The organism is Flagellimonas aequoris, assembly GCF_003584165.1.
Lineage (GTDB): Bacteria > Bacteroidota > Bacteroidia > Flavobacteriales > Flavobacteriaceae > Flagellimonas > Flagellimonas aequoris.
In genome coordinates, this window is the sequence record NZ_QXFJ01000030.1 from 894041 (window position 1) to 910221 (window position 16181).

Genomic DNA, 16181 nt, shown 5'->3' on the forward strand with positions numbered 1-16181 from the left:
CCACCAGAAATCCTTTTATATAGATGCTACTCTTTTTCAGCGATTACTAAATCTTGAAATCTACTCACTTAATCAACTCCACTTCTGGAAATGTCGCTTGATACATACAATGATACATCAAATAAAATAATGGACAAGAACAACTTGTTCTTGGGTGAGTGATTTTAACACTAATCGGTATTTTAATGAATTTTGTTTTAAGATTAATCGTTCTCAAAGTAAAGGTATAATATTTAACAATCTTATAAACAGGATAGTTAGCAGTGATAAAAATTATTAATCGAAGTGATTTAAACTTTTTTTGATCGAAAGAAAGGGTTACAGATATTTGTGTTGTGAAACATAAATAACTCTAAAACAAACCTTTATGTGCAAAGTACTCGACAAAGATATGATAGAAAACGAAATGGTCGCATATATTCCTGGAACAACCCGTGGGTTTCCCCCGAAAGTTCCGTTGTACGAGATCGTAAACGTCTTCCTTTACAAGCTCAAGACCCGTGACCAATGGGATCGGTTGCCCGTCAAGGCCCTTTTCGAAAGGGGTCTTTTAGTTGGCAGTCCGTTTACAACCACTTTCAGAAATGGTGCAGGTCAGGGTTCTGGAAGGACTGTTGGATAAAACTTCTGGACAGGCATGGGCCGAACTCGACCTTTCGAGCGTAGATCTTGACGGCAGCCATACCCCTGCCAAACAGTGCGGCGAGGACGTGGAATACCAAGGGAGGAAGAAGCTGAAAACGACCAATTCCCTGTACCTTAGTGACAGGCAGGGCATTCCATTGGCGATATCAGAGCCCGTGGCGGGCAACCATAACGACCTGTACGACATCAAGGTACAGTTCGAGGTCGTCACGGAACACTGGAAGAAGCGGACATATCGGTCGAAGGCCTTTTCCTGAACGCCGATGTCGGTTTCTATGCCGAGGACCTGAGGAAGTTATGTGGCCTGAAAGGAATCAACGCCAACATATGTTTCAACAAAAGGAACGGGGACGGCGATAAGGACGAATATTTTGACAAGGGCCTCTACGACCAGAGATTTGCTATAGAGCGCACCAATGCATGGATGGACAGCAACCGTTCGCTGCTCAACAGGTTCGATACGACAAACGAGAGCTGGAAAGGATTCAACAATCTGGCATTCATGGTAAGAGCAGTGAAAAAATTCAAGAAGAAAAACAAGAAAAAAGTTTAAATGACTTCATCAAAAAATAGTAATTAAACGCCTAAGTCAAGTTTTTTTGTTTTTTTTAATATATATTATGCAATAAATATTTTTAGAGCAATTATAATTTATGAAAATTGTCAAAGAAGATAATCAATTATTTATGAAAAAAAAACCTCTATTTTTTCTGTTTATATTAGTCTGTATTGGCCAGCTTACCGCTCAAAATAGAAATTATAATATTGGAATACTAGTAGATGAAAGTTCAGAGGAATTACTGCCTCTTTTAACACAACTTAAAAGCCAAATACAAGCCGTTGTGGGTGAAGATGCTACTATAAGTTTTCCTGATGAAAGCTATTTGGTTAATAATTATAACCTTCAAAAGGCAGAGCAAAATTACCAAAGGTTGCTCAACAATAATACTGATATTATTCTTGCTTATGGAGCAGTGAATAATATAGTTATTAATGAACAAAAGGAATATAAAAAACCCACAATTTTATTTGGATCGGTTAATCAAGATATGTTGGATGTTGATTTGTCAAAAGCAACATCTGGAATAAGTAATTTCACATATATAATAGATTCGCAATCTTTCAAAGAAGATTTATCTATATTGAAAGACCTTACAGGTTTTAAAAATGTTGGTATTGTAGTGGAAGAACAGCTTATGAGCGTTATTCCTCTAACAGAAACTCTTGATAGGGAGTTGAATGGTTTGGACGCTTCCTATAAGCTTATAGGCTATAAAACAATAGCAGATATTACTTCGCAACTTCAAGGAATAGATGCTGTTTATTTAGCAGGGGGGTTTTTTTTAAGTACAGATGAAATAAAAAGTTTGGCAAAAACACTCATTGCCGAAAAAATACCATCGTTTACAAGCACAAGTAGTATTGATGTGCAAAATGGTTTATTGGCAACCAATCAAAATGCTGACACTGCTGAACAATTCTTTAGAAGAGTAGCCTTAAATGTTGAAGCCTACATAAGTGGCAAAGATTTATCCGAATTACCCGTTTACATTGAATACCCTCAAAGATTAACCATTAATTACAATACGGCTAATGCTACAAATGTGCCTATAAAGTATAGTTTAATTGATTCAACTGATTTTGTCGGCACATTAATTAACACTTTTGCTGATAAGAAATACAATCTTGTTGAACTTATAAACGATGTTCTCAATGAGAATTTATCACTTGAGGCCAACGAAAGAGATGTTAATTTATCAGAGCAAGACTTAAAAACAGCTAAAAACAACTATTTACCTAACATTACTGCCGACATAACAGGAAATCATGTGGATCCAGAAATTGCGAAATTGAGTTTTGGGCAAAATCCAGAATTCTCAACAAATGGCAATGTTACATTAAGGCAAACAGTTTTCTCAGAAGAGGCGAATGCCAATATTGGTATTCAAAAGGAATTACTCAAAGCGCAACAAGAGAATTTTAACAGCACGCAACTTGATGCCATCTTTAACGCTTCAAATGTGTATTTTAATACCTTGATACTTAAGTCCAATGCTTACATTCAATTAAGGAATTTAAACTTAACCAAAAGAAACCTTCAAATTGCTAAACAAAATTTTGAAGCTGGAGCATCTGGAAAATCTGATATGTTGCGTTTTAAAAGTGAAATGGCACAAAATACGCAAGCGATGATAGAAGCCATCAATATGCTGGAGCAAGGTTTTATAGCCATAAATCAATTAACGAATACCCCTTTAAATACTAAGATTGATGTTGAGAATGTTGAATTAGGAAAAGGTGTGTTTGAGCAGAGCAGATATGATGAGCTTACTGAGCTCTTAGATAATCCAAAATTACATGAACTTTTCACAGATTTTTTAGTAGAAGAGGCTATGAAAAATGCACCAGAATTAAAAGCTTTAGACCATAATTTGAATGCAACCGAACGACAGGTTAAATTTTATGGGGCAGGACGTTTTTTACCGACTGTAGCTGTGCAAGGAGGATATAATTATAATTTTAATAGAAGTGGTGCTGGAAGTGATTTGTCCATTGGTAGTTTTCCTGATGGTTACTATAATATTGGAGCTAGTATTTCCCTGCCAATTTTCAATCAAAACAATAATAACGTTAACAAGCAAACCGCATTAATTCAGAAAGATCAATTAGATATAAGTAAGAATAATCTACAATTAAATATAGAGGCTAATATTAGAAATGGGGTATTGAATTTGATTAATCAAATATCTAACATCGAGTTGTCAAAAGTAGCAGAAGAAGCCGCTCAAGAAGGTTTGGAATTAACGCAAACATCATACAGTACTGGAGCTGTTACTGTTATTCAATTAATAGATGCCCAAAATAACTATTTAAATGCTCAGCTAGCAAGTACCAATGCCGTTTATAATTTTCTATTAAACGCATTGCAACTAGAACGTTATTTGGGGTTTTACTTTTTGTTAAGCACAGATGCTGAAAATGAAAACTTTAAAAAACGTTTTTTCGAATATGTAGATTCGAAAAATTAAAAATATTACTAAAACAGGATAAAATGATACAACGTTTCACAATCGCTCTTGCAGTTATACTACTTGCCTCATGCTCTGAAGAAAAAAAAGAGCTTAAGCCACAACTGCGTCCAGTAAAATATCAAGAGGTTGGTTATTTGGGAGGTGACAAAACACGAACCTTTAGTGGTACGGCCCAAACAGAGAAGATAATTGGTTTAAGCTTTAGAAGTTCTGGAGTTGTAACAGAGCTTGATATTAAATTAGGACAAAAAGTAAGAAAAAACCAATTGTTAGCCAAACTTGACAATGTTCAGGCGCGCTTGAATTACGAAAATGCGGTAGCCGCTAAAAACAGTGCTGAATCCCAAATGAATACCACAAAATTAGCCCTAAATCGTACACGTTCTTTGTTTGAAAAGGGAAGTGCATCGTTAAGCGATTTCGAGGCTGCAAAAAACTCTTATAAGACTGCTAATGAGAGCTTTGAGTCTGCAAAAAGAAGCGTTTCAATTCAGCAAGAACAAATCAAATTTGGATACATATATGCCCCAGAAGATGGAGTCATTGCTGCTGTAAATGTCGAGGCTGGCACAAACATTGGAGCTGGGCAAAATATAGCTACACTCAATGCAGGGAGTGATATGGAAATTTCTTTAGGCGTTCCAGAAAGTATTATAAATGGTATAAAAAATGGAAACCAAGTAGATATTTCATTTGCATCGTTACCAGAACTAGAGTTTAAAGGGAAAATTACAGAAGTGGCCCCTTCGGTAGATGCAGGGACTGCTACATACCCTGTAAGAATAATGATAATGAATCCTTCTGAAGAGATAAAAAGTGGAATGGCTGCTAATGTAACTTTTAATTTTGGAAGTTCAAATAATGCCACAAACATAATAGTTGTTCCCGCAAATGCTGTTGGAGAAGATAGTAATGGGCGTTTTGTATTTGTTGTAAATGACGACAAAACAAACGCTTCTGTAAAAAAGCAACGTATCGAGATTGGCAACTTAACAACTGAAGGTTTTGAAGTTAAGTCAGGGTTGTCAGCAGGTCAAAAAATTGCTACTGCTGGTCTACAAACACTACTGGACGGACAAAAGGTTAAGCTTTAATAATTTTCAACAAAATAGCACATGAATTTAACACAGTTTTCTATTGACAAGAACCGAATATCCATTATGGTTCTAGTTACCATTATAATAATGGGTATTGTAATGTATCAAGGCTTGTCAAGGGATAGCATGCCACCCTATGTGATTAGAGTTGCTACCGTTGTCTCACAATTTCCAGGTGCAGGTCCAGAACGTGTAGAACAACTTGTAACTGATAAAGTAGAAAAAGTAGCACAAGAATTACCTGAACTTAAGGAGGTTACCAGTACTTCTAGAACGGGTTTATCTATAGTAAAAGTCACATTAAAAGATGAAGTACAAGAAGAAAATATGCAAGCGGTCTGGGATCGGTTGCGAAGAAAGTTGCAAGGGATTGAAGGTCTGCCAGAAGGTGTTTACCCTATCTTAGATGATGACGGAGTTGGAGATGTGTACGGTATAGTTCTTGGACTTACCTCGGACGGTTATAGTTATACTGAACTTAAAGATTACGCCGATGATATAAAAGATGAACTTATAAAATTATCTGATGCGGCAAAAGTGGAAATAGGCGGTATCCAAGATGAACGCGTTTTTGTAGAGTTTGATAACACTAAATTGAAAGAGTATGATTTAACAGCCTCGAAATTACAACAAAGTATTTCATTAACAAATATTTTGAGTTCTGGAGGACAAATAAATTTAGGTGACGAACGTATTATTCTTGAGCCTACGGGTAACTTCAATTCGGTTGACGATATTAAGGAGATGCTTATTCCCATTGGCAATGGGGCACAATTGATAAAGCTTGGAGATATTACAAGCGTTTCTAAAGGCTATATCGACCCGCCTACACAGAAAGTTAGAATCAATGGTAAGGATGCAATCTCACTGCATATCAATTTAAAAGAGAACGCAAATATTATAGCATTAGGTGAAGAAGTCGATGAGGTTATTGCATCTTGGCAACAACGTTTACCTGTTGGTTTAGAGTTGAGCAGAGTGTCTTCTATGGACAAGTATATCGATTTTAAAGTCAATGATTTTGTAATCAATCTCATACAATCAATTGTGATTGTACTTTTAGTAATGCTTTTTTTCCTAGGCATACGAACGGGGTTTGTTATTGCAAGTTTAATACCAATAGTAATGATTATGACCCTCTTGATAATGGGGCTTATGGATATTGGATTGAACCAAGTAACCTTGGCTGCTTTAATTATGGCTTTAGGAATGCTCGTCGACAATGCAATTGTAGTGGCAGAAACCATAATGGTCAAAATGGAACAGGGTATTGAGCGTAAAAAAGCAGCTGTCGATGCTTTTTCTGAATTATGGATGCCTTTATTAATTTCCACACTTACCACATCGGCAGCCTTTTTAGCCTTCTATTTGTCACCAACAAATATGGGGGATATTGTAGGTCCTATTTTTGTTGTTATTAGTATTTCTCTACTATCCTCTTGGATAATTGCTCTTACTATTATAACAATGTTTTGCTATTTGTTTTTGAAGGTAAAGCCAAAAGCAGAAAAAAAGCCTACTTTGATTGACAAGGTTATAAACACTTTAAAAACTTATTATAAAGACCTTATATTAATCGCATTGTCAAACAAGTATAAAGTTATCATTGGAATTTTTATTGTGTTTTTTGTATCTCTATATGGATTTACAAAAATACCATTTATCTTTTTTCCTGATAGTGATCGTAATTTAATTACTATTGATATCAATTTACCACAAGGCAATAAAATTGAACGTACGGCTGAGGTTGTTCAGTTAATTGAAAAATATATGCAAGATTCTCTTCAAGTGAATGATTCAAGAAAAATAGGTGTTTTGAATTGGTCTTCATTTATAGGTGAAGGGCCAGACTCCTACGACCTTGGGTATTCGCCAGATGAACCAAATTCAAACTATGCACATATTCTTGTTAATACATCTTCCTTTAATGAGAATAACAGTATTATTGAACAAATAGATGATTTTACGTTTAATAATTTTCCCAATGCCGATATTAAAGTTAGTGCATTGGACGCTAGTGGTGGTGGTGTACCAATAGAAATAAAAGTTTCTGGGCCTAACCCAGATAAGTTGTCTAAAATATCCGAAGCACTAAAAATAAAATTATCTAGCATTTCTGGTACGAAAAATGTTAAGGACGATTGGGGACCAAAGAGTAAGAAGTTTTTGGTTAATATTGATCAAAACCGTGCCCAATCGGCAGGAGTGACCAGTCAAGATATTGCAGCATCATTAATAACTGTTTTAGATGGTTTTCATACTGGAGAGTATCGCGAAAATGATAAATCTATTCCAATTGTAATGCGTGCCGATAACAATCAGCAACAATCATTATCTTCATTAGAAACTTTAAATGTCTATTCGCAAGGCACAGGTAAAAGTGTACCACTTCTTCAGGTTGCATCAATTGTACCCGAATGGCAATACTCTATAGTTAAGCGCTTAGATTTGCGTAGAACTGTAAATGTTACATCGGAATTAAGGGCAGGTGGAAATGCTACAGAAATTACTGAGAAGATAACACCTTGGTTAGAAGAACAAAAACAAGAGTGGTCAGAAGGTTACAGTTATGAATTTGGTGGTGAAGCCAAACAAACAGAAGAGAATATGGGTTCTGTTATTGGTTATTTGCCTATTTCTGGGTTTATAATAGTACTATTGTTGATTATTCAATTTAATTCTTTTAGAAAAATGATTATGGTAGTACTTACCATTCCTTTAGGTGTTATAGGTGTTGTTGCTGGTTTATTGGTTTTTAGAGAGCCCTTTGGTTTTATGCCTTTTTTAGGTTTAATCTCATTAGCAGGTATTATTATCAATAATGCTATTGTACTGATTGATAGAATGGAAATCGAACAAAATGATCTTGGTCGTACAGAGCAAGACGCTGTTATAGCTGCCTGTCTACAACGTTTTAGACCTATATTACTGGCAACTTTTACTACAGTTCTTGGGTTGGTGCCACTGTATATTTCAGGAGGCGAAATGTGGGAAGGTATGGCTATTGGCATTATGGTAGGTTTATTATTTGGAACAGTGATAACTTTATTGTTCATCCCTATACTGTATAGTACATTGTTTAAAGTCAATTATAAAGAATATCAGTTTAACGAGGCATTGTTAGAAGATTAAGACGTAAAACCAACTCTGTAGTCTATGATACTTGAAAGATTGTATAAAAATCGCTTTATGATTTTTTTAATTATGCAATTAAGTATATTATTTGGTTCGCTTTTTTTTCCATCTGGCTTTTTTGAGTATAAACTATTACCTTTTTTATACCTATTAAGTATTGCTGCAGGAATCTTAATGATTCTTAAACAAAAAAGACTAATGAGGTTTTTTCTTGGTTTGTTTATACTTGCTGGAATAATCTTCGGTTTTGATATGATTTCAAGAACAGAGAACCTGAATAACATATTATTACGTCTGTATATATATTTTGTTTTTTACTTGTTTGTAACGTGGAATATTATTAAACAAGTATGGCAAGCAAAACGAGTAAGCAAAAATGTGATTCTGGGTTTAGTGAGTGGTTATATTTCTTTAGGGTTCTTGGCTTTCTTTTTATTTATGTCTATTGAGTTAACCTATCCAGGGGCATATACGGGTGTACTAATGGAAAGTGATGATTTTAACTTTCGTACAGATAGTATTTTATATTATTCCTTTATTACCTTACTTACCATAGGGTATGGTGAAATTGTTCCAGCAATACCCATTGCACAAAAATCAGCCATTCTTGTTGGGTTGGCAGGTCAGTTTTATATGGTAATTATAACAGCTGTTGTTGTTGAGAAATATATAAGGCATTCCGTTGCAAATAAATAAAAATATTGGTTAAACATATTGTTTTGCCCTTTATTAGAAAAGGATATCAAGCATGCCCGAATCGTCGAGAGGCCAATAATATTTTCCATCGTTTCTCATAGATCGTAGTAAGTTGGGCAAAGTCCAGGTCCATATCGCTAGAGGCCAGATAGAGCGTACCCGTACTACCGTCCCCGTTTTTGAACACTTGCTTACCTATCAGTACGGGACTATCGTACTGTTTGAGGTAAACGGACATGGTAGTCCCTTCTAGCTCTAAAGATTCGACACCTATGAAATTGCCCTGTGCCTTGTCGTCCGCGCTAGGGGCACTACCCTGTTGGATTTGATGGCCATGATGAAATCGGAACCACATTCCCCCGTGATACATTCCATGTTCTCCGCCGAGGAGAACCAACTGTCAGCCAATTCGTTGAAGGCCGACATTGAAATCGGCATGCCTTACCATGCGGCGCACCATCCCGTTCTTGGTCACACCGCTCTTTCTTTTGGTCTTGCCCTTCCCGTCTTTGTACTCGATATCCTTTACCACGTACTCAACGCCTATGGGGAAGCCCATTTCGTATCTGGGACCGTAATAGAAGGAGCTCAAAAAGTTCACCCCCTTGACGCACTTACCGCTACAATGGTCGTAGTGCCAGGTGATCATCGGATTCTCCCTGGTGTGTTTCTTGGGCTCTATCGAGTCGTCGATTATTAGAAGGCCCTCTTGGGAGCGGATATCATGCACCATCGGCTTGACCTCCCGCCACAACGTCTTCGAATCAATGGAACCACCCGACAACACATCCAGGTAATCCGGTCGTGGCCGGCACGGTTGTCGGTAATGGCGGACAGGCCGATAGCCGTACTGTATTTCGGGGCAACCAACAGATAGTCCGTGTAAAGATCGAGAAGGTTGTTAACATTCATAATCGAAAATTACTACTTTAGTGCGTAACGCCAGTTATATAAATTAAAAAATGTAGTTTAGTTTAGAGCAAAACTAAATCTTTTGTATTTTAATGCTGCTACTTAACTAAAATAATTTACTGACTATCTATTTTTAAGCTATACGCGCAGCCATTTAGATGTAACTATTATTGAAAAAAACTAGAATATGGGTTCAAAATTCTACGATTTTAAATATTTAAAAGGCGACTTAACTGGAGGTTTAGTTGCTGGGGTTGTTGCGTTGCCATTAGCGCTAGCTTTTGGAGTACAGTCAGGTTTGGGTGCTATTGCAGGACTTTATGGCGCGATTGCTGTTGGTATTTTTGCAGCTATTTTTGGAGGTACAGCTACTCAAGCCAGTGGACCAACAGGTCCAATGACAGTGGTAGCTGCGGCATTGGTAGCTGCGGCTATAGAATTGTCTGGTAGCTTAGAAGCGGCTATGCCAATTATTGTCATCACTTTTCTTCTTGGTGGAATTTTTCAAATAATTTTTGGACTTATCAATATCGCAGGTTATGTAAAATACTTTCCATATCCTGTAGTTTCTGGCTTTATGAGTGGAGTAGGGTTAATTATAATCATTCTTCAGTTATTTCCTTTTGCGGGTTTAAGCTCTGCAAAATCAACATGGTTGGTCATACAGGATTTACCAAGATTATTTACCGATTTTAATTGGCAAGCTTTAGCATTAGGTGCCTTAACAGTTTTAATTTATTATGTGTTTCCATATATCACTAAAAGCATTCCTAGTGCACTGGTGGCACTTATCATAGCTTCGTTAGTAGGATATTTTTTAAAATGGGATGTTCCAATTATTGGTGAAATCCCATCAGGCTTACCTTCACTGCAAATCAACGGTTTTTCTTCAATTGACTCAAGTGCTTATAGTTTAATAGTCGAATATGCTCTTGTTCTAGCGGTTCTAGGATCAATTGACTCTTTATTAACCTCAGTTATCGCTGACAACATGACGAAAACTAAACATAATAGCAATAGAGAGTTAATAGGACAGGGCATAGGAAATTCTATTGCTGCTTTTATTGGTGGAATTCCTGGGGCTGGAGCAACCAAAGGCACAGTTGTAAATATTAATGCTGGTGGACGCACTAGACTTTCGGGTACGGTACACGGTTTGTTTTTGTTAGGTGTACTGCTGGGGTTGGGTAGTCTTGCAGCCAATATTCCATTATGTGTCTTAGCTGGCTTATTAATACCTATAGGCTTTAAAATTATAGACACAAAAGGCCTAAAGCACCTATTGATAGTTCCTAAAGCTGATGCTATCGTTTTAATTATTGTATTGTTAATTACAACTTTTGGAAGTTTGATACAAGCTGTAGGTATAGGGTTATTGTTGGCATCATTGTTATTTATGAAGCGTGCCAGTGATATTGGCGAAAAAGGGATGGAAGTGGGAACAATAGCTGGGTTTGATGGAGAAAAACCTTGGCAAGATGAAATTGAGTTTTATGAAGCTTACAAGGACAAGGTCTATATTAAGCACCTTTATGGACCATTGTTTTTTGGTTTTACATCTCATTTTCAAGATGAAATTGCCAACATTCCCAAACAGATTAAGGTACTCATCATCCGTATGGATCGTGTGCCATACATTGACCAATCGGGTTTATACGCTTTGGAAAATGTAGTGTTAGATTTGGAAAAAAGAGGAATACAAGTATTACTTACGGCTTTACAAGAACAACCTAAAGATATGTTGGTCTCTATTGATATTGTCCCAGACTTAATTTCTGAAGAGCATATTTTTATTGATATTAATGACGCTTTTGATTATATAAAAAACATTTTAAGCATAAAATTTCAATAGTGTTATAATGTTTGAACGTTCATAAGTACTATTATGAGTCTAATTTTAGTTCCTTAAAACTATACTTTCGGCAAAGTTTTTTTCAATTAGTAGCATTACCACCATTACCAATATTGGGCAAGCAGCAATAAATAGCCTTTTCCAAAATGGCAATAAAATCATCAATAAATTAGCCAGGATTAATACGAAACCCAACTTAAACCTACTTGTTATGATAAAAATTTTTACCACAGGAGGCACCATTGAGGGTTATGACTATGACCGTCCGGAATACAAGCAAAAAAATATAAGGACATTAACGGTTGTACTATGGAATAAAATCCATCAAAGCCCGTCAATTTTGTAGAACGAAAGTCAAATCAGGTCAGGGGCTGTCAAATTAGTTGAAAGTAATGCGGCAGTCTCTTTCCTTCAAAAACGTTTTACTATGCCAACAAGTATTATTACTACAGACGACCTTCGGGAATTCAAAATAGAATTGCTCGATGACATCAAAAAACTATTATCCAAACAAACTACTGGTAAGCTCAAAAGATACCTCAAATCTTCAGAGGTTATGGATTTGCTTCAAGTGAGTCCAGGCACATTACAAAACCTTCGCATCAATGGTACTTTGCCTTACACCAAAGTTGGAGGTATTATCTACTACGATGCCGAGGAAATACAAAACATAATGACTGCCAACCGTGTACAACACGGTTCAAAATCCTAAATAATGAACTAAATAAAGCTCCTTAATGCGGCTTTTGAAAAGTTCTATTTTGATGACCGCCTAAACCCGACCCATATCAGTCTGTATATGGCATTGTTCCAAGAATGGAACAGCAACCGTTTTGCCGATGAATTCTACGTGAACCGTCGAGAGCTGATGCGCGTGGCCAAGATTGGCTCAAAATCTACCTATCACAGTTGTATCGTTGACTTGGATGGTTGGCAATACCTTTCCTACTTCCCCTCAAACAATCCGTACAAGGGCAGCAAAGTTAAGATGGCCATTATCGGGAAAGGTGATGAACCGGGTGTGGGACAGTACAATCCCATATTGGAACAGCTTGCGGAACAGTACTATCCCAGAGGTGTACCGCTTGGGGGACACCACCATCCCAAAAATGGACAGGCAGTGAACCCGCACCGTCCCACCAGTGGACAAGCATTGGTATCCAATACAAACAAAACCAAACAGGAAAACTATATAAAACAGCCAAGGGACTGTCAGGCCGTCATCGATTTTTTTGAGGAAAAGAATTTTGATGCTGTTGAAGCGGAAAAATTTTATAAGCACTATGCCAACCGAAATTGGCAAACAGGCGATGGCGAACCGATTCGAGACTGGCGAGCTCTATCCACAAACTGGATGGACAGAACAGAATTATTTGATAAAAAAAACAAATCAAACAAAAAACAAGTGTCCCAAATCAAGGACAACTTGCGAACCACTAAAAGCAAAGACTATGGGCAACCCCTCTAAAATAACCGAAGGAGGCGTAGAATATTCGCTAGGAAAATTTGATGGCAAAAGCGTAGTGTACGACTTTCCGAAAATATTGATTTATCTGAATGCCAAGGGCAAACTATTATTTGGGCAAAAATTTAGAATTTACGATGAGGATAAAGATATATTGCTAAAGCTTTGTTCCTATTTCATTAAGGACAAGGAAAACTGTATGAGCTATGGAATAGATATCGAAAAAGGTATTCTGCTTTCTGGACCGGTTGGTTGCGGAAAGACCAGTCTGATGAAATTGTTAAGGCACATCGTACCCTTACAACGACCTTACGAAATGATTCCGTGTAGGAACGTAACATTCAGCTTTAACCACTTAGGATTTAAAACCATTGAAGAATACGGTAATACGAAATTTTTCTGTTTTGATGATTTAGGTATTGAACCTGTTGGACGTTTCTATGGCAAGGATTTGAATGTTATGGGCGAAGTGCTTCTGTCTCGATACGAATTATATCTATCCACCAAACATAAAGTAAAAACCCACGCTACCACCAATCTTAATGCTGAAGAATTGGAAGAACGTTATGGCAACCGTGTTCGCAGTCGGATGCGGGAACTGTTTAACCTTATTGCTTTTGATAAGACGGCTGGGGATAAGAGGAAGTGATTAAAAACCGTAAAATGTTAAAATTTATCCGTAAATCCTTATATTGACAGATGCACTAAACTGGATAATTTTGCCTAAAAAATTTTGGACAAAACTTATAACATAACAGAGTTTCTTTCTTACTTGAATTTGGAGCAACCCAAAAATGGATAAGCCGGGTAAACTGACCCACCTTCGCCGGATGAAACTGACCATGGCAAATGGACTGCCCAGATTTGATCTATCCTTGGGTTAAACTTAGTTTTTATTTTTCAATTTTCTTCTCATTGATTCTCCTTTTATATCTATTCTGTGGGCTGTATGCACCAAACGGTCGAGGATGGCATCGGCCAGTGTTTTCTCCCCGATAATGTCGTGCCACTTTGATACGGGCAATTGTGATGCTATTATAGTGGATTTTTTGCCGTGCCTGTCCTCGATGATCTCCATAAGTGCATGCCTATTGATGTTGTCCAATGGTTTAAGGCCGAAGTCATCCAAGATGAGCAAGTCCTGTTTTTCAAGTTTGTTTATCTGTTTTGGATAGGAACCGTCTGCCTTTGATGTCTTGAGCAGGGTAAAGAGCTTCGCAGTATTGAAGTACATCGTTTTTGACCCCATGGAACAGGCCTGGTGGCCGATGGCCGATGCCAGGTAACTTTTGCCCACGCCGGTACTACCGGTAATAAGTATGTTCTCCCTTTTTTGGATGAACCCGCAGGAACCGAGCCGCCGGACCAGGTTCTTGTCCAGTTGGCGCGACGGTCGGTAGTCTATAGCTTCCATGACGGCCGTATACCTGAACCTTGCGGACTTGGTCAATCGCTCTATCCTACGGTTGTGACGGTCGTCCCATTCGCTCTGGACGAGATAGGCGATCAGTTCATCGTTGGTGTAACCGGTGGACGGACCGCCGGTTTCCATTGTTGTGGTGAAGGCCCTGTGCATTCCATAGAGCCTCATTTCTTTCATCGATTGCATTGTTTTTTCGTTCATATGTTCTGTTTTTAAGTATTGTTCCTATTCGTAGTATTTTCCTCCCCTTATGTTGTTGTGCTCGGGCATTTCCATGTCCCCGTCGATACCTTCATCGATCTGGTCCCACCCCTTTTTCAGGATGCGCTCGACCATATTGTAATTGTACGCACCATATTCCGCGGCACGCCTACAGGCACCGTCAAGACGTTCCCTTCCGTACTTTTTGGCAAGGTGGAGCACGCCCAGACAGGACTTATAGGATTGTTCCGGGTGTTGCTTCTTCTCCAGGATGGCAATGATGTACCCTTTACAGTGTCCGCCGATATCGCTTGCCCAATCGATGAACTTTTCACTGCTCCACTCGCTTATGAAACGATGGTGCGAGGGCATATGGTCGGCCAAGGTGGTATAGCCGTATTTCTTCCTGTTCCTTGTATGTACGGCGAACCTTTCGTGCTTATGGTAGATCTCGACGATACTGTCGGTATAGACCAGCTTGACCTGTTTGCCTATATGCCTGTAGGGCACGCTGTAATAATGCTTGTCCTTCCCAAAATAAACATGGCTGTTCTTGTGTACGGTGGCCTGGGCATAGCGTTTTACCTCATAGCGTTTCGCCGGTAACGGCATCAGTTCGTCCTTCTCGATCTCCATAAAAAGCGAACACCTGGAATATTCCCTTCCCCTGAACGACATTGCGTTGTGTTTTTCCAACAGTTCCCTTATCGCGATGTTGATATCGGTCATGCTATGGAAGACCTGGTTCCGTAAAGGGGCGAACACCCTGGTGTAGATTATCTTCACGGCGTTCTCCACTATGGCCTTGTCCCTTGGCCTATAGGTACGTGTGGGCAGTACTGCCGTTTCGTAGTGTTCGGCAAAGTCGGCGAACACCTCGTTGACCTTGGGCTCGTAACGGCTGCTCTTGGTAACCGCCGACTTAAGGTTGTCCGGCACCAAGGCCTTTGGTACGCCGCCGTAGAACCATAGTGCGTTCTCGGTGCAGCGGATGAAGTCCTCCAGTTTTTGGCTTGCACAGGCCTCTACATAAGTGTATTGGCTGCTACCGAGTATACACACGAACACCTCCAGTTCCTTCAGTTCACCGGTGTCCCTGTCAACAATATGGAGTTTCTTTCCCGTGAAGTCTATAAAGAGCTTGTCGCCGGCCTTGTGCTCCATGTGCATTACCGGAGAGGTCTCCTTGCGCCATTCGGCGTACCAATACTTGAACTGTGAGAGCTTGAAGCCATCGGGGTGCTTGGCATAATATTCTTCCCATAACAATTGTCTGGTCACCCCGGTCTTGCGAAGCTCTTTGTCAAAATAGGGAAAGTACTGCCTTAAGGTCAGCAAACGTTGGCTCTTGCGCTTTTGCCCGTCCTTAAAAAGGTTGTGGAGTTCCTCTAGGGTCATCTTCTCCACTTCGTAGGCGGTAAAACGGTACCGCCTGAAGAATTCGATGTACTTCCTGACCGTGACACGGGATATGCCCAATTGTTGGCTTATCCCACGCTTGCTCGTACCGGAGGTGTACAGTTTGTAAATCAGTTTTGTTTTTCGCATGTCTATCTGCTTGTTCGCCATGGTGCTTTTTAACAAAAAAAGCACTTAGACTTTTTACAGATAGATCTAATCTAAAGGTGGGTCACTTTGGCCCGGCGGGGGTGGGTCACTTTCGTCCGGCCAGCTATGGTCACTTTAACCCGGCGAGGGTGGTATACTATGTCCGGCGTTTCCA

Annotated in this window: 12 protein-coding genes and 2 pseudogenes; 10 read left to right on the plus strand and 4 right to left on the minus strand. The window is 38.7% G+C overall.

Annotated elements, in window-relative coordinates:
* Positions 1 to 94 precede the first annotated feature (94 nt).
* The 6 genes and pseudogenes from D2U88_RS17640 to D2U88_RS17665 form a co-directional block, all read left to right on the plus strand.
* Positions 95 to 280, plus strand: a pseudogene (locus tag D2U88_RS17640) (IS1595 family transposase); the annotation flags it as partial.
* Positions 281 to 367: 87 nt separating this feature from the next.
* Positions 368 to 1198: pseudogene (locus D2U88_RS17645) on the plus strand (transposase).
* 100 nt (positions 1199 to 1298) lie between these two features.
* Positions 1299 to 3674 carry a TolC family protein gene (locus tag D2U88_RS17650; protein WP_119641802.1) on the plus strand — a complete coding sequence of 792 codons (2376 nt, stop codon included), beginning with the start codon at positions 1299 to 1301 and terminating at the stop codon, positions 3672 to 3674.
* 23 nt (positions 3675 to 3697) lie between these two features.
* On the plus strand, positions 3698 to 4771 hold the full coding sequence (locus tag D2U88_RS17655) for an efflux RND transporter periplasmic adaptor subunit (RefSeq protein ID WP_119641803.1): 1074 nt from the start codon (positions 3698 to 3700) through the stop codon (positions 4769 to 4771).
* A 21-nt stretch (positions 4772 to 4792) separates the two neighbouring features.
* The gene (locus D2U88_RS17660) at positions 4793 to 7906 is read left to right on the plus strand and encodes an efflux RND transporter permease subunit (RefSeq protein ID WP_119641804.1); all 3114 of its coding nucleotides are present in this window, start codon (positions 4793 to 4795) and stop codon (positions 7904 to 7906) included.
* Between the two features lie 24 nt (positions 7907 to 7930).
* Positions 7931 to 8605: an ion channel gene (locus D2U88_RS17665; RefSeq protein WP_119641805.1), complete on the plus strand. Its 675-nt coding sequence runs from the start codon at positions 7931 to 7933 to the stop codon at positions 8603 to 8605.
* Between the two features lie 46 nt (positions 8606 to 8651).
* Here the strand turns inward: D2U88_RS17665 and D2U88_RS17670 are convergent, their stop codons facing one another.
* Complete coding sequence (locus D2U88_RS17670; RefSeq protein WP_147378614.1) at positions 8652 to 8960, minus strand: hypothetical protein; 309 nt, start codon at positions 8958 to 8960, stop codon at positions 8652 to 8654.
* Between the two features lie 45 nt (positions 8961 to 9005).
* Positions 9006 to 9254 carry a hypothetical protein gene (locus tag D2U88_RS17675; protein ID WP_147378615.1) on the minus strand — a complete coding sequence of 83 codons (249 nt, stop codon included), beginning with the start codon at positions 9252 to 9254 and terminating at the stop codon, positions 9006 to 9008.
* Positions 9255 to 9704: 450 nt separating this feature from the next.
* Here D2U88_RS17675 and D2U88_RS17680 point away from each other — a divergent pair, with 450 nt between their 5' ends.
* From D2U88_RS17680 to D2U88_RS17700, 4 genes are all read left to right on the plus strand, one after another.
* A complete protein-coding gene (locus D2U88_RS17680; protein WP_119641808.1) occupies positions 9705 to 11369 on the plus strand; it encodes a SulP family inorganic anion transporter in 1665 nt (554 codons plus the stop codon).
* 427 nt (positions 11370 to 11796) lie between these two features.
* On the plus strand, positions 11797 to 12081 hold the full coding sequence (locus D2U88_RS17690; RefSeq protein ID WP_119641810.1) for a helix-turn-helix domain-containing protein: 285 nt from the start codon (positions 11797 to 11799) through the stop codon (positions 12079 to 12081).
* An 87-nt stretch (positions 12082 to 12168) separates the two neighbouring features.
* The gene (locus tag D2U88_RS17695) at positions 12169 to 12837 is read left to right on the plus strand and encodes a hypothetical protein (RefSeq protein ID WP_417935315.1); all 669 of its coding nucleotides are present in this window, start codon (positions 12169 to 12171) and stop codon (positions 12835 to 12837) included.
* Complete coding sequence (locus tag D2U88_RS17700; protein WP_119641811.1) at positions 12821 to 13483, plus strand: P-loop NTPase family protein; 663 nt, start codon at positions 12821 to 12823, stop codon at positions 13481 to 13483. The genes D2U88_RS17695 and D2U88_RS17700 overlap by 17 nt, the downstream gene beginning before the upstream one ends.
* A gap of 237 nt (positions 13484 to 13720) precedes the next feature.
* On the opposite strand, the gene istB is transcribed toward D2U88_RS17700, so the two are convergent.
* A complete protein-coding gene (istB, locus tag D2U88_RS17705; protein WP_116186018.1) occupies positions 13721 to 14458 on the minus strand; it encodes an IS21-like element helper ATPase IstB in 738 nt (245 codons plus the stop codon).
* Between the two features lie 24 nt (positions 14459 to 14482).
* On the minus strand, positions 14483 to 16027 hold the full coding sequence (gene istA, locus D2U88_RS17710) for an IS21 family transposase (protein WP_119638271.1): 1545 nt from the start codon (positions 16025 to 16027) through the stop codon (positions 14483 to 14485).
* Positions 16028 to 16181: the final 154 nt, after the last annotated feature.

Excerpts from the sequence above, each read along its gene's own strand:
- D2U88_RS17680 (WP_119641808.1), top strand. The coding sequence starts at position 9,705 with ATGGGTTCAAAATTCTACGATTTTAAATATTTAAAAGGCGACTTAACT.
- D2U88_RS17670 (WP_147378614.1), bottom strand. The coding sequence starts at position 8,960 with ATGTGGTTCCGATTTCATCATGGCCATCAAATCCAACAGGGTAGTGCC.
- D2U88_RS17675 (WP_147378615.1), bottom strand. The coding sequence starts at position 9,254 with ATGATCACCTGGCACTACGACCATTGTAGCGGTAAGTGCGTCAAGGGG.
- D2U88_RS17690 (WP_119641810.1), top strand. The coding sequence starts at position 11,797 with ATGCCAACAAGTATTATTACTACAGACGACCTTCGGGAATTCAAAATA.
- D2U88_RS17700 (WP_119641811.1), top strand. The coding sequence starts at position 12,821 with ATGGGCAACCCCTCTAAAATAACCGAAGGAGGCGTAGAATATTCGCTA.
- D2U88_RS17655 (WP_119641803.1), top strand. The coding sequence starts at position 3,698 with ATGATACAACGTTTCACAATCGCTCTTGCAGTTATACTACTTGCCTCA.
- istA (WP_119638271.1), bottom strand. The coding sequence starts at position 16,027 with ATGGCGAACAAGCAGATAGACATGCGAAAAACAAAACTGATTTACAAA.
- D2U88_RS17650 (WP_119641802.1), top strand. The coding sequence starts at position 1,299 with ATGAAAATTGTCAAAGAAGATAATCAATTATTTATGAAAAAAAAACCT.
- D2U88_RS17660 (WP_119641804.1), top strand. The coding sequence starts at position 4,793 with ATGAATTTAACACAGTTTTCTATTGACAAGAACCGAATATCCATTATG.
- D2U88_RS17665 (WP_119641805.1), top strand. The coding sequence starts at position 7,931 with ATGATACTTGAAAGATTGTATAAAAATCGCTTTATGATTTTTTTAATT.
- D2U88_RS17695 (WP_417935315.1), top strand. The coding sequence starts at position 12,169 with ATGGCATTGTTCCAAGAATGGAACAGCAACCGTTTTGCCGATGAATTC.
- istB (WP_116186018.1), bottom strand. The coding sequence starts at position 14,458 with ATGAACGAAAAAACAATGCAATCGATGAAAGAAATGAGGCTCTATGGA.